The 14576-nt window shown below is 48.0% G+C and carries 11 protein-coding genes and 1 tRNA gene; 8 read left to right on the top strand and 4 right to left on the bottom strand.

Features of this window, described 5'->3' with window-relative positions:
* The first annotated feature begins 28 nt into the window (after window positions 1-28).
* A complete protein-coding gene (fcrX, locus tag AC6R10_RS07415) occupies window positions 29-478 on the top strand; it encodes a ferric iron uptake transcriptional regulator FcrX (protein ID WP_334555190.1) in 450 nt (149 codons plus the stop codon).
* A gap of 120 nt (window positions 479-598) precedes the next feature.
* Here the strand turns inward: fcrX and glnS are convergent, their stop codons facing one another.
* Window positions 599-2269: a glutamine--tRNA ligase gene (gene glnS, locus AC6R10_RS07420; protein ID WP_500671890.1), complete on the bottom strand. Its 1671-nt coding sequence runs from the start codon at window positions 2267-2269 to the stop codon at window positions 599-601.
* A gap of 269 nt (window positions 2270-2538) precedes the next feature.
* Window positions 2539-4026, bottom strand: a complete 1488-nt coding sequence (nagE, locus tag AC6R10_RS07425; protein WP_487903173.1) for an N-acetylglucosamine-specific PTS transporter subunit IIBC — start codon at window positions 4024-4026, stop codon at window positions 2539-2541.
* A gap of 516 nt (window positions 4027-4542) precedes the next feature.
* Here nagE and nagA point away from each other — a divergent pair.
* From nagA to asnB, 4 genes are all read left to right on the top strand, one after another.
* Window positions 4543-5679 carry an N-acetylglucosamine-6-phosphate deacetylase gene (gene nagA, locus AC6R10_RS07430; protein WP_500671891.1) on the top strand — a complete coding sequence of 379 codons (1137 nt, stop codon included), beginning with the start codon at window positions 4543-4545 and terminating at the stop codon, window positions 5677-5679.
* 2 nt (window positions 5680-5681) lie between these two features.
* Window positions 5682-6896 carry a DNA-binding transcriptional regulator NagC gene (nagC, locus tag AC6R10_RS07435; protein WP_334555186.1) on the top strand — a complete coding sequence of 405 codons (1215 nt, stop codon included), beginning with the start codon at window positions 5682-5684 and terminating at the stop codon, window positions 6894-6896.
* A gap of 76 nt (window positions 6897-6972) precedes the next feature.
* Window positions 6973-8562, top strand: a complete 1590-nt coding sequence (locus tag AC6R10_RS07440) for a cation:proton antiporter domain-containing protein (protein WP_500671892.1) — start codon at window positions 6973-6975, stop codon at window positions 8560-8562.
* 225 nt (window positions 8563-8787) lie between these two features.
* Window positions 8788-10452 carry an asparagine synthase B gene (gene asnB, locus AC6R10_RS07445; RefSeq protein WP_487903170.1) on the top strand — a complete coding sequence of 555 codons (1665 nt, stop codon included), beginning with the start codon at window positions 8788-8790 and terminating at the stop codon, window positions 10450-10452.
* Window positions 10453-10556: 104 nt separating this feature from the next.
* On the opposite strand, the gene rfaH is transcribed toward asnB, so the two are convergent.
* Window positions 10557-11048, bottom strand: a complete 492-nt coding sequence (rfaH, locus tag AC6R10_RS07450; protein ID WP_500672021.1) for a transcription/translation regulatory transformer protein RfaH — start codon at window positions 11046-11048, stop codon at window positions 10557-10559.
* Window positions 11049-11333: 285 nt separating this feature from the next.
* On the opposite strand from rfaH, the gene AC6R10_RS07455 reads away from it, so the two are divergent.
* Together AC6R10_RS07455 and AC6R10_RS07460 are read left to right on the top strand one after the other, a co-directional pair.
* The gene (locus AC6R10_RS07455; RefSeq protein ID WP_500672022.1) at window positions 11334-12716 is read left to right on the top strand and encodes a peptide MFS transporter; all 1383 of its coding nucleotides are present in this window, start codon (window positions 11334-11336) and stop codon (window positions 12714-12716) included.
* A gap of 135 nt (window positions 12717-12851) precedes the next feature.
* Window positions 12852-13718 (top strand): TraB/GumN family protein, encoded by an 867-nt coding sequence (locus AC6R10_RS07460; protein ID WP_500671893.1) that lies wholly within the window; start codon window positions 12852-12854, stop codon window positions 13716-13718.
* Window positions 13719-14018: 300 nt separating this feature from the next.
* Here the strand turns inward: AC6R10_RS07460 and AC6R10_RS07465 are convergent.
* Window positions 14019-14095 (bottom strand) — tRNA-Pro (locus AC6R10_RS07465).
* Between the two features lie 240 nt (window positions 14096-14335).
* Between AC6R10_RS07465 and AC6R10_RS07470 the strand changes: the two genes are divergently transcribed.
* Window positions 14336-14476, top strand: coding sequence for a DUF3149 domain-containing protein (locus AC6R10_RS07470; protein ID WP_334555181.1), 141 nt, complete (start codon window positions 14336-14338; stop codon window positions 14474-14476).
* Window positions 14477-14576 lie beyond the last annotated feature (100 nt).

The following is a 14576-nucleotide window of genomic DNA, read 5'->3' on the forward strand; positions in this document are numbered from 1 at the left end:
ATGCCGCAGAACATCAACAGGAAAGTATATGTCAGATAACAACCAAGCGCTGAAGGATGCCGGTCTTAAAGTCACTCTTCCGCGACTCAAAATTTTAGAAGTATTACAGCAACCAGACTGCGCGCACATCAGTGCTGAAGATTTGTACAAGAAACTCATCGATCTGGGTGAAGAAATCGGTCTGGCTACTGTTTACCGCGTTTTAAACCAATTTGATGATGCTGGCATTGTGACCCGTCACCACTTTGAAGGTGGAAAATCAGTCTTCGAACTGAGCACTCAACACCATCACGACCACTTAGTGTGTCTAGACTGTGGTGAAGTGATTGAATTTTCAGACGAAATCATCGAAGAGCGTCAACGAGAGATCGCCTCTCTGTACAATGTCCAGCTGACCAACCACAGCTTGTACCTATACGGAAAATGTGGCGATGGCAGTTGTAAAGACAACCCTGACGCGCACAAACCAAAAAAATAACAGTAGATCAGTGCTAAAGCTAATTAGGCACTGTCTCTTTTCTGCTGATTAAAAAAATGCCAGTCATCAAGACTGGCATTTTTTATCGCTCACTGGCGACCCTAATAGGATTCGTTGCGCTTACTGAGCTTCAATCTTAGCCCAAGTATCACGCAAGCCAACGGTGCGGTTAAAGACCAACGCCTCAGGCTTAGAATCTTTCGCGTCCGCGCAGAAATAGCCCATACGCTCAAACTGGTAGCCTTTCTCCACTTCAGCGTTAGCTAGGCTTGGCTCAACAAACCCGTTCATCACCATCAGTGAATCAGGATTGATCGTCTCAGCAAAGTTGTCCGCTGCAGCTGGATTTGGCACAGTAAACAAGCGATCGTAAAGGCGAATTTCAGCCGGTAAGCCTTTATCTGCTGAGACCCAATGAATCACACCTTTCACTTTACGGCCATCCTCAGGATTTTTGCCGAGTGTTTGGTCGTCATAGCTGCAGTAGATGGTGGTGATATTACCTTGCTCGTCTTTCTCGATACGCTCAGCCTTAATGACATAAGCACCGCGAAGACGCACTTCTTTACCAAGAACTAAACGCTTGTACTTTTTGTTGGCTTCTTCACGGAAGTCTTCACGCTCAATCCAAACCTCACGAGTAAACGGCACTTCGCGCTCACCCATCTCAGGCTTGTTAGGGTGGTTGGCGACCGTTAATGTCTCTACGCGCTCTGCGTCAAAGTTCTCGATAATCACTTTAACAGGGTCTAGTACCGCCATCGCACGAGGTGCATTTTCGTTCAGGTCATCGCGAATACAAGACTCAAGCGAGCTCATTTCGATCATGTTGTCTTGTTTGGTCACACCAATGCGCTTACAAAACTCACGAATGGAGCCCGGCGTGAATCCTCGGCGACGCAAACCAGAGATGGTTGGCATACGAGGATCATCCCAGCCGCTCACCAACTTCTCTGTCACTAGTTGACTTAGCTTACGCTTAGACATGACCGTGTATTCAAGATTCAGACGGCTGAACTCATACTGGTGTGGCTGACAGTCAATCGTGATGTTCTCTAGCACCCAGTCGTACAAACGTCGGTTGTCTTGGAACTCCAACGTACACAACGAATGAGTGATCCCTTCAAGGGCATCAGAGATACAGTGTGTGAAGTCGTACATTGGGTAAATGCACCACTTGTCACCGGTCTGGTGGTGAGTCGCGAATCGAACGCGGTAAAGCACAGGATCACGCATCACCATAAACGACGAGGCCATGTCGATTTTGGCGCGTAGACAAGCCGTCCCCTCTTCAAAACCACCCGCACGCATTTTTTCGAATAGCGCGAGGTTCTCTTCAACACTGCGGTCACGATATGGGCTAGGTTTGCCCGGTTGAGTCAAGGTACCACGGTACTCACGAATCTGCTCAGGACTTAGCTCTTCAACATACGCTAAGCCTTTGTTAATTAATTCAACCGCGTACTCGTACAGCTTGTCAAAGTAGTTGGATGAGTAACAAACCTCACCATCCCACTCGAAACCTAACCAGCTCACATCATTCTTAATCGACTCAACGTATTCGACGTCTTCTTTTTCTGGGTTCGTGTCATCAAAACGCAGATTACACTTGCCCTGATAGTCTTGAGCAATACCAAAGTTTAAGCAAATTGACTTAGCGTGACCGATATGAAGATAGCCGTTTGGCTCCGGCGGAAAACGAGTATGCACGCTAGTGTGTTTACCATCCGCTAAATCTTTATCAATGATTTGGCGAATGAAATTCGATGGACGAGCTTCAGCTTCACTCATCTATAGCACCTCAATTGTTTTAGTATTGTTCAGAAAAAGTTCTCTAAAGGGAAAAGTCCTTTAGGGCATATAGCGGGTAATGATCCACAATTCTAAGCGGATACACAACAAGAACAGGTCTTTTCTTGAGAAATAATGAGTGTTGATAAACGATGCCCGATAAAGCGCGCAGTTTTCGACCAACATAGCACAGCCCAAACGAGATTCTGGGCCGTAAAAGAAAGAGCCTCCCAATTGGGAGGCTCCGTTTTAATCGTCTTTAGACTCGATTAAGAAGGCAGTTGTACTGGCGTCAAATCTTCATCGGCTGGAATGTTTTTCATTTCGCCGGCAATGATTTCCGCAAGTGGGCCAAGGATAACTTGAAGGTTGTTCGCGCCAAGTTTAACCACACCCATTGCACCTAGGTTCTTCAGCACTTTCTCATCAACAATGCTGGTATCTTTGATAGTCAGACGTAGACGAGTGATACAAGCGTCGATGTTAGTTAGGTTCTCATGGCCACCTAGCGCTTTTAGGTACTGTTTAGCCAACTCAGATGAGTTCTCAGAACCTGAAACTTCAGTAGCTTCGTCGTCTTCACGACCTGGCGTTTTTAGACCAAACTTCAGAATAACGGTGCGGAATACTGCGTAGTAGAGGCCGAAGAACACAAGACCTTGTACAATCAGCATGTACCACTTAACCGCAAGTGGGTTACGCGTTGATAGTACCATATCCACTAGACCAGCCGAGAAGCCGAAGCCTGCAATCCACTCCATTGATGCAGCGATGTAAACAGAGATACCGGTTAGCAACGCGTGCAATACGTACAGTAGCGGCGCTAGGAACATGAATGAGAACTCTAGAGGCTCAGTCACACCTGTGAAGAAAGAAGCAAAGCCTGCTGCGATCATGATAGACGCGACTTTTTCTTTGTTCTTCGCTTTGGACGTGTGGTAAATCGCTAGCGCTGCACCAGGTAGACCAAACATCATGATTGGGAAGAAGCCCGCTTGGTACATACCCGTTACACCTGGGATTGCCGTACCTTCAGCGATGGATTTCGCACCACCTAGGAAGTTAGGAATATCGTTGATGCCCGCCACGTCGAACCAGAATACTGAGTTCAATGCGTGGTGTAGACCGACAGGGATAAGTAGACGGTTAAAGAATGCGTAGATACCAGCACCGACTTCGCCCAGACCTTGGATACCTTCACCAAAGCTCACTAGACCGCCGTATACTGATGGCCATACGTACATCAATACGAACGATAGGAAGATACCTGCGAACGATGTCATGATAGGTACAAGACGCTTACCGGAGAAGAACGCGAGCGCTTTGTGCAGCTCAACATGTGAGAAGCGGTTGTAGATTTCAGCCGAAATGATACCCACTAGGATACCCACGAACTGGTTTTGAATACGACCGAATGCCGCAGGGACTTCGCTTGCATCAATACCTTGGATTTGAGCAACGGCACCTGGAGAAAGCAGTTTCGTCACTACGTACATCATGACGAGGCCAGCCAGAGCAGCCGCACCATCTTTGTCTTTAGATAAACCGTAAGCCACGCCCACAGCAAATAGCCATGACATGTTATCGATAATAGCGGCGCCAGCCTGAATCAAGAAACCAGCAAGTGCGCTGTTTGCGCCCCAACCGTTTGGATCGATCCAGTATCCAACACCCATGAGTATTGCTGCAGCAGGTAGCGTGGCGACAGGCACCATTAACGCTTTACCTACTTTTTGGAAATAACCAAGAATATTCACCTTAAGTTCCCCCTATAGGATTTTTAATTGGTCGAGTAACTTTTTTTAGTTGCTCAATTTAGTCCTTGTCAGTTTATGATATTAATTTTGCTCCGCAAATTAAAAGCTCATCATTTGTGATCATAATCACCAGATACAGGGGTATTTCGAGGTTTTTGCTAGCCAGATCATAAAACTTATTTTACAATGCGAATAAATGAGATTTATCGGCTAGTATCAGTGCATAAGTCAGATGCGGAAACATAGTAAAAACTCATGGATAACATGATGTTATTACGACATTTAAAGAGAAAGACAAACAGAAACTCGCCCTGACACTGTCTTAGGACAGAATTCAAAACTGAACCAAGTCAGCGTAAAATGACGCTTCGGCTGGTAAAGATATTTCGCGATCTAATTGAAGTTTTCAAATAAAGTTGTCGGATCAATTCATTGCTCTTCAGTTTGATCTATAAAAGAATGAGAAATGTGACCCTAACTCGTTGACGGGTCTATACCTATAAGGATTTGCTGACCATGTATGCGCTAACCAACTGCAAACTCTACACCGGCAGTGACGTTCTAACGAACCACGCTGTGATTGTGAACCAAGGGCTCATTGAGGCAGTTTGCCCCGAAGAGGCTCTGCCACAGACGATCAAAACCATCGACCTAAAAGGCGCAAACGTCAGTCCAGGTTTTATCGATCTGCAACTGAACGGGTGTGGCGGCGTAATGCTGAATGACGAAATCACAGCTCAGACTATGCAAATCATGCATCAAGCCAATTTAAAATCGGGCTGTACCAGTTACCTGCCGACTCTGATTACCTCTTCCGATGAAGACATGCGCGCCGCCGTCGCGGCGGCTCGCGAGTATCACGCTCAATATCAAAACCAATCTCTCGGCCTTCACCTTGAAGGGCCTTATCTCAACGTAGCGAAAAAAGGCATTCATAGTGTCGACTATATTCGCCCTTCCGATGACAGCATGATTGACTTTATGTGTGACAACGCCGATGTCATCGCTAAAGTCACACTCGCGCCAGAGCACAATGACGCCGTTCATATTGAACGCTTAAGTGCAGCAGGCATCGTGGTCTCGATTGGTCACACCAATGCCACCTATGCACAAGCTCGTCAAAGCTTCGATTCAGGGGTGACGTTTGCCACTCACCTCTTTAATGCCATGACCCCAATGGTCGGCCGAGAGCCAGGGGTGGTTGGTGCGATTTATGACACGCCAGAAGTTTACGCGGGCATCATTGCAGACGGTTTCCACGTCGATTACGCCAACATCCGAATTGCGCACAAAATTAAGGGTGAAAAATTAGTATTAGTGACCGATGCCACAGCTCCTGCAGGCGCTGACATGGATTACTTTATTTTTGTAGGTAAGAAAGTATATTACCGGGATGGCAAGTGTGTCGATGAACATGGCACACTAGGCGGTTCAGCCTTAACCATGATTGAAGCAGTTCAAAACACGGTTGAGCACGTCGGTATCGCTCTGGACGAAGCCCTTCGCATGGCAACCCTTTACCCTGCGAAAGCAATCGGTGTAGACAATAAACTGGGTCGAATTAAAAAAGGCTTAGTGGCAAACCTCACCGTATTCGACCGCGACTTCAACGTCCAGGCGACGGTAGTAAACGGACAATACGAGCAGAATTAAGAATGAATGGCGGACAAATAGGTAACGTAGATCTAGTAAAGCAGCTCAACAGCGCAGCAGTGTATCGGCTGATTGACCAACAAGGGCCAATCTCTCGCATCCAGGTGGCCGATGTCAGTCAGCTCGCGCCCGCCAGTGTTACCAAAATAACCCGCCAACTCTTAGAACGTGGTTTGATTAAAGAAGTCGCTCAGCAAGCCTCAACCGGAGGACGCCGTGCGATTTCTCTTACCACAGAAGTGGAGCCCTTCCACTCTGTGGCCGTCCGTATCGGCCGAGACTATTTGCAATTTAGCCTCTATGATCTCGGCGCTAAAGAGCTCGCTAGCGATTATCAAGAGTTTTATTACACCACCCAAGACGAACTGGCAGAAGGTTTGGAGTCTCAACTTAAAGCCTTTATCCAAAGTCAGCAAAGCCACATCAATCAGTTGATCGCCATCGGTATATCCTTACCCGGTCTCGTCAATCCTGAAACCGGTGTGGTCGAGTACATGCCGAATATTTCGATCAACAACTTTACCCTAGCAGAGATGATTCGCGATCGTTTCCACGTCGAATGCTTTGTCGGTAACGATGTGAGAGGGATGGCGCTGGCGGAGCACTACTTTGGCGCCAGCCAAGATTGCCAAGACTCAATTTTAGTCAGCGTACACAGAGGAACGGGCGCGGGCATCATCGTCAATGGGCAAGTGTTCCTTGGCTTCAACCGCAACGTTGGCGAAATAGGCCACATTCAAATCGATCCTCTCGGGGAGCAGTGCCAATGCGGGAACTTTGGCTGCCTCGAAACGGTGGCGGCAAACCCTGCCATTGTCGAGCGCGTCAACAAACTCATCAAACAAGGGTATGAGTCTACCTTAACCACACTCGACAGCATCACTATTGCGGATGTCTGTGAACACGCCAACTTAGGCGACGAGCTGGCAAAACAGAGCTTGGTTCGAGTCGGCAACCAGTTAGGTAAAGCGATCGCCATTACGATTAACTTGTTTAACCCGCAAAAAATCGTGATTGCCGGTCAAATCACCCAGTGTGAAGAGATCCTCTTCCCAGCCATTCGCCGCAATGTTGAAAATCAATCCCTCACGACCTTCCATAAAGATTTGCCTATCGTGGCGTCACAGATTGATAAGCAACCGACATTAGGCGCCTTTTCAATGATCAAGCGTGCTATGCTGAACGGTGTTTTGTTACAAAAATTGTTAGAAGATTAACGTCTTATCACTTGAAGTTAGATAGAATACCGGGCTACTAGACGTAGCCCGTTTTTATAGGATTATTTACACCGCTATGGAACTCGTACTGATCTCCGCCGCGTTTCTCGCCGGCTTTCTCGCGCTCAAGTGTAACCTGCCTCCCTTGGTAGGCTTTCTGCTGGCTGGTTTTGGCCTGCACGCCTTGGGGTTTGAATCGAATGACACCTTGGTGCTGCTGGCCGACCTGGGTGTCACGCTGCTGCTGTTTACCATCGGACTTAAGCTCGACATCAAAACCTTACTCTCCAAAGAAATTTGGGCCGGCGCGACACTGCACAACCTTTTGTCTACCGCGATTTTTTCTGTTGCGCTTTTTTGCTTTAAGTTTCTTGGGATCAGTTCACTGGCGAGCATGGAAGTGGAGCAAATTGTTCTGCTGAGCTTTGCACTCTCCTTCTCAAGTACCGTATTTGCAGTGAAATCATTACAAGAGAAAGGGGAAATGAACGCGACCTATGGCACCTTGGCCATCGGTATTTTGATCATGCAAGATATCTTTGCCGTGGTGTTTCTCACCGCGTCAACCGGCAAGCTGCCTGAATGGTATGCCGTAGCACTGTTTGCCTTACCGCTGCTTCGCCCACTGTTCTATAAGGTTCTAGACTGGGTTGGCCACGGCGAAATGCTGGTTCTGTTCGGCATCTTCTTTGCGCTAGTGGTGGGCGCGGGGCTGTTCGAACTGGTGGGCATGAAGCCTGATTTAGGGGCGTTGATCTTGGGGATGCTACTGGCAGGTCATGCCAAAGCGTCTGAGTTAGCAAAGTCCCTATTTAACCTCAAAGAGCTATTTTTGGTCTGCTTTTTCCTCAACATTGGTCTGTCTGAGCAGCCAACACTAGCCGGGTTTGCTCTAGCTATCCTCTTCTTGCTGTTGCTGCCGTTAAAAGGCGCGCTCTATTTCATTATCATCAACGCCTTTAAATTCCGCGTCCGCACTTCTCTACTCGCTTCGCTCTGTTTGTTTAACTTCAGTGAGTTCGGCCTTATCGTCGGCGGCCTTGCATTTAAAATGGGTTGGATGAGCGGCGATATCCTGGTGGCGCTTGCGCTTGCGGTCTCCATCTCTTTTGTGATTGCGGCACCTATCAACCGCTACGGCCATGCCCTCTATCAACGTTCAAGCCGCTGGCTCAAGGAGCACGCCGCAGAATCGCTGCATAGTCGAGACCAGCGTATTAACCCGGGCCATGCTCAAGTGCTGATTTTAGGCATGGGTCGAATTGGTACCGGTGCCTATGATGAGATTCGAGCTCGTTACGGCAAGATCAGTCTGGGTATCGAGGTGCGTGAAGATGCCGCTCGCCAGCACAAAGCGCAAGGGCGTAACGTGATCGCCGGAGATGCAACCGACCCTGATTTTTGGGAGCGTATTTTAGACACTGCCAACGTCAAACTCGTGCTGCTGGCAATGCCGCATCACCAAGGAAATCAGATCGCGCTGCAACAGTTGCAACAACGCCACTTTAAAGGGCAGATCGCGGCAATTGCCGAGTATTCAGATCAATTGGATACTCTCGTTGAGCAAGGCGTCGATGCAGCCTTTAACATATACAATGAAGCAGGTAGCGGTTTTGCGCGCCATGTGTGTGAGCAGCTAAAACCGCAATTTAGCTCTATCCGCTAGCACGCTTGCTCGTCAAGGTGACAGGCTACCTCTCGAGGTAGCCTTTTTTTATTTTGAACAAAAAACAGGCAAAACCTAGATTTCATTTACAATAATCACCATTTAATTAGATATTTTTTATCAGCAAAGCCTCTTTAATATTTTTTTTATCAATCTTGGTTGCATTTTTTAATCAGAATGGCAAATTGAAGTTAACAGATTAAACGAAATTCAAAGGGAAGTAGTATGTGTTCGATTTTTGGTATTTTAGATATAAAAAGTGATGCGTCCGCTTTGCGCCCTGTGGCGTTGGAAATGTCTAAAAAGCTGCGTCACCGTGGTCCAGACTGGTCCGGTATCTACTCATCAGATAACGCGATCCTTGCGCATGAGCGCTTGGCAATTGTCGGTCTGAACAGTGGGGCACAACCGCTCTACAGCCCAGATAAAAAACACATCCTTGCCGTCAATGGTGAAATCTACAACCACAAAGAAATTCGTGCTCGTTACGAAGGTAAATACGATTTTCAAACCGACTCTGACTGTGAAGTTATCCTCGCTCTTTACCAAGACATGGGAGCGGACCTACTGGAAGAGCTAAACGGTATTTTTGCTTTCGTTCTTTATGATGAAGAGAAAGATCAATACTTAGTTGGCCGAGATCACATCGGTATTATCCCGCTTTACCAAGGCTACGATGAGCACGGCAACTATTACGTTGCATCGGAAATGAAAGCCTTGGTGCCTGTTTGTCGCACCGTGAGTGAATTCCCACCGGGCAGTTACTACGGCAGCAGCGATGCAGAGCCTCAACGCTACTACATCCGTGATTGGAATGAATTTGCTGCCGTTGAAAACAACACCACCAGCAAAGAAGAGCTCACAGAAGCGCTAGAAGCCGCGGTTAAACGTCAGCTCATGACCGACGTGCCTTATGGCGTACTTTTGTCCGGAGGGCTAGATTCGTCCATCACTTCCGCCGTGGCGAAACGTTTTGCCGCGATGCGTATTGAAGATGATGAGCAGTCTGAAGCTTGGTGGCCGCAACTGCACTCGTTTGCGGTCGGATTAGAAGGTGCGCCTGACCTCAAGGCAGCTCGTGAAGTGGCAGAGCAAATTGGGACCGTTCACCATGAGATGACCTACACCATCCAAGAAGGGCTTGATGCGATTCGTGATGTGATTTACCACATTGAGACCTACGATGTGACGACTATACGTGCGTCAACCCCGATGTTCTTAATGGGACGTAAGATCAAAGCCATGGGAATTAAAATGGTGCTCTCGGGCGAAGGTGCCGATGAGATTTTCGGCGGATACCTCTACTTCCATAAAGCACCGAACGCGAAAGAGTTCCATGAGGAGACTGTGCGTAAGTTGCTGGCACTCAACATGTTTGATTGTGCTCGCGCAAACAAGTCCCTTGCGGCTTGGGGGGTGGAAGGTCGCGTGCCATTCTTGGACAAAGAGTTTATCGATGTCGCGATGCGTCTCAACCCGAAAGATAAAATGTGTGGTAACGGTAAGATGGAAAAACACATCTTGCGTGAGTGCTTCGAACACTACTTGCCAGAATCAATTGCATGGCGTCAGAAAGAGCAGTTCTCGGATGGCGTGGGTTACAGCTGGATCGATACGCTAAAAGCGGTAGCGGAAGAGAAAGTCACAGATCAGCAGATGGAAACCGCTGCGTTCCGTTTCCCGTACAACACGCCAACCACCAAAGAAGGCTACGTCTATCGCGAAATCTTTGAAGAGTTGTTCCCACTTCCTTCAGCAGCCGAGTGTGTACCTGGTGGTCCATCGGTGGCGTGTTCATCGGCAAAAGCGATTGAATGGGATGAGTCGTTCAAAAACTTCGCAGACCCATCAGGTCGCGCAGTGAAAAGTGTGCACAACGAAGCTTACTAAATCACGCTAGAGCGCTAATGACATCCTAGTGACAAAAAGGCTCCCCAGTGAAACTGGGGAGCCTTTTTTACCAATCGAACTCACTAAACTGGACATCTTGCTGACTAAACATCGAAATCTTGGTTGCCCACACTCACTTCGACGGTTTGATTGAGAAGCTTGACCAATATAATCGATCGTAGCTCCCCATCTGATTCTTTAAAGATGGCCTCAACCCCAGCAAACGGGCCCGTTAACACCGACACAGGCTGCCCAGCTTTAGGGATCCCTTGGTTGTCTTGTAGCTGCATCGATTCCATCGACTTTAACCCTTCAATCAAATCTGGTGAAACCACTTGAGGCATTGCCCCCCTGCGGACAAAATCCACCACACCGCGCGTCGAGCGTATGGTGGTAAACGCCGGTCCCTGTTGTGGGTCAAAGCAGATAAATACATAACACGGAAAAAGGGGCTCAGGCTTGGTTTGTCGCTTACCTCGACGAATCGCAGTTCGTGTGATCACGGGGTAATAACACTCAACCTTCTGATTTTCTAAATGCTGTTGAGCGCGTTCTTGTTCGCCACGTTTGCAATAAAGTAAGTACCACTGCTTCATCTTAGTTCGCCAATCTATCGTTTTGCGCCATCCTACCATTCTCGTGACCATGGGGGAATTCATAAGCTTAATAGTCAAGTGCGATTGAGCGCCGCTTATTTCAATTATGAAAAATAAGTTCTCTTTGCATGAAAATAGTGACAATAGTCACACAAAACCTTGTAGATCATACATTTAGATCATTAGATAAGTACGATGAATAAAAACCCCATTTGCAGATAATAAATCCAAGGTGTATAGAATGAATGAAATAATATTCTTTAATAAATAGAATTAGCAAAACTTATATCAAAACAACATCATCAGTATTTTGGTCATCCTCGTGGCCTATTCCTTCTGTTTGGAACTGAGCTTTGGGAACGTTTTTCCTACTACGCCATGCGCGCCATCTTAGTCCTCTATTTAACCGACGCCACTATTCATGGTGGAATGGGTTGGACAACCAAAGAAGCACTCGACCTATACGGCATCTACACTGGACTGGTGTACATCACTCCTCTGATCGGCGGATACTTGGCTGACAACTACTTAGGTCAACGACGCTCTATTTTGATCGGTAGCGCGTTAATGGCGGCCGGCCAGTTCACCCTAGCAATGCCTGCTGGGGCCATCGGCCTTGATCAAGTCCCTAGCTTTTATCTTGGACTCGCACTGTTGATTGCGGGTAACGGACTGTTCAAGCCGAACATTTCAACCATGGTGGGCGACCTTTATCAAGAGGGTGATAATCGCCGCGATGGTGCGTTCACCATCTTCTATATGGGCATCAATATCGGAGCCTTGCTTGCCGGTGTTGTCTCTGGCTCAGTGACCAATGAGCTGGGTTGGAAAGCGGGCTTTTTTGTTGCAGGTTTAGGCATGGTAATAAGCCTTATCATGCAAATGACGCTCGCCAAATCATGGTTAGGTGATATTGGCACCGTACCCGCCGCAGCGCGCGATCTCGCAAACAAAAACAACGCGACTAAGCAACCGCTGACAACGCAAGAAGTGGACCGTCTAAAGGTCATTCTTGTCATGGGCCTATTTGTGATTGTTTTTTGGGCTGGCTTTGAGCAAGCGGGCGGCCTGATGAATATCTACACTCAGCAGTACACCGATCGAATGATCGGTAGCTTTGAGGTACCTGCGGCTTGGTTCCAATCACTTAACCCGTTTTTTATCATCACCCTAGCTCCCGTATTGGCGGCGTTTTGGGTCAAACTTGGCAAGTGTGAGCCAAACTCGCCGGTGAAGTTCGCTTGTGCCCTGTTTTTCTTGGCGATGGGTTTTGTCTGCATGGTGGGCGCTGTCATGGAACAAGGCGGTGATCCGAGCGTGAAAACCTCCATGTTGTGGTTGGTCGGCGCGTTCTTTTTCCATACCTTGGGTGAGCTCTGCCTATCCCCTATCGGCCTATCATTAGTCACCAAGCTTGCACCGCTTCGATTGGCGTCCTTGATGATGGGGGCGTGGTTTGGCTTTAATGCGATTGCCAACTATGTAGCTGGATTTGTTGGATCGCATGTGGGCGAACTGGGACCAATGGCGATCTTTAGCGGGATTGCTGTCACTGCAACGCTGTCCGGTATTTTACTGCTGATGTTCTCAGGTACATTGGTTCGATGGATGCACGGCGCAGAGAGCAAACAAGAGAGCCACGAATTGGCTGAGCCTCAAACTGCCTGATCGGTTACTTATCCTCCCCAATACAGCGCTCGGCACAAACCGAGCGTTATGCCCTTTGCTCTCGATGAGCAAAATTATGCTATAACCTAGTCACAGTCCGAGCCAGTTGTTGGCCTTCCCACTAGGAAACTTCGAATGCATAAATGGCTACTCTCTTGTGTTACTTTGTTCTGCTGCACTCTGCAAGCGGAGCCGCTCTACTGGCACGCCAGTAAAGGGGCGTTAGATTTTCATATCATTGGTTCGGTTCACGTCGGTGACGACAGTATGTACCCACTCCCCTCCCCTATCAGCGCAGCTCTCGAACATAGTGACGGATTGATCGTCGAAACCGATATCCACAACGGTCAAGCCGTCAGCTACCCGCAACAGACGATCAGCAGCGCAGAGATCTTATCCGCCAAACAAAAACATGAGCTCTCTGGCATTGCCAATTTACTGCGCCTCAATGAAGCGCAACTGCTTGCTTCGCCTCCTTGGGCTAGCGCGCTGACCATTCAGATGCGCCAAATTGAGTACCTCGGATTTCAAGCCAGTAAAGGCGTCGATGCCTACCTGCTGACCCAAGCGAACAATCTTAATGTTCCGGTGCTCTCTCTAGAAAGCATGCAATTTCAAATCGATATGCTGGCAAGCGATCCTGACGTAGGCCAAGAGATGCTGACAAGCATGATCGATGACTTTGATCACTCTGAACACATGGCAAAATGTTTAATCAAAAGTTGGATCGCGGGTGACAAAGCGCAGCTCGAAGAGTTTGCTCAGTTAACCAAGATGTCACCAGACTTTGAGCAAGCATTTTTAATTGACCGCAACCTCGACTGGGCGACCAAACTCAGTAACCCAAACTGGCTACCCAATGCCAAGGGCAGCTACGTGATTGTGGTGGGCGCATTGCACCTGGTCGGAAAGCACAACTTGATTGAACTGCTGCAAACTCAAGGATTCGAGATTGAGCAACTCGCCCAAACCGCTCCCGCTGGCTGTGAATTTAAGTATTAATGGAGTAAGAGGGGATAAACCACTCGTCTAGACGTAAAAAAGCCCCGCTATTGCTAGCGAGGCTTTAAGAAAGTGGTCGGTGAAGAGGGATTCGATCGGACTGGCGCCCAGCCCACGACCCATAATGCGCAGCATAGTTGTCTAGACGTAAAAAGCCCCGCTATTGCTAGCGGGGCTTTTAGAAAGTGGTCGGTGAAGAGGGATTCGATCGGACTGGCGCTCCAGCCCACGACCCATAATGCGCAGCATAGTTGTCTAGACGTAAAAAGCCCCGCTATTGCTAGCGGGGCTTTTAGAAAGTGGTCGGTGAAGAGGGATTCGAACCCCCGACCCTCTGGTCCCAAACCAGATGCGCTACCAAGCTGCGCTATTCACCGAGAACGGAGCCGTATATTACGGATTCTGTTTGCCAACGCAAGCCATTTCCCGCACTTTTTTCCAAATTCACACCGTTTGACTAAAACGCGAGCAACGGGCCACAAAATGTGAGCAAACACACAGCAAGCAGAACAAAAACGCAACCATCGGATAACACTTGATCTAGATCAGTGTTGAATTAATGACCAGCCATTACCTTAAATTCCGTCAACACACACTTTGTATTTGGCGGAGGAACTATGGACTTTTGGCTTGATCTTCTCTTTGGTAATGCAGTAGGTCTATCTTCAATGATTGTCATCTTGGGTGCCTTTAGTCTCATGCTCTTTTACGGCGCTTTCTTCGTCTACAAGGTGATGAATGACAAATCTCCTCACTAGAATCGCTTAGCTCTATTCTCTGAATAGACATTCGCTATGCACCGAAGTAGACACACTGTTTACTTCGGTTTTTTATTTCTTGCTGATCACAACAGGCTTA

The organism is Vibrio sp. R12-SG2-ISO1 (genome assembly GCF_059834045.1).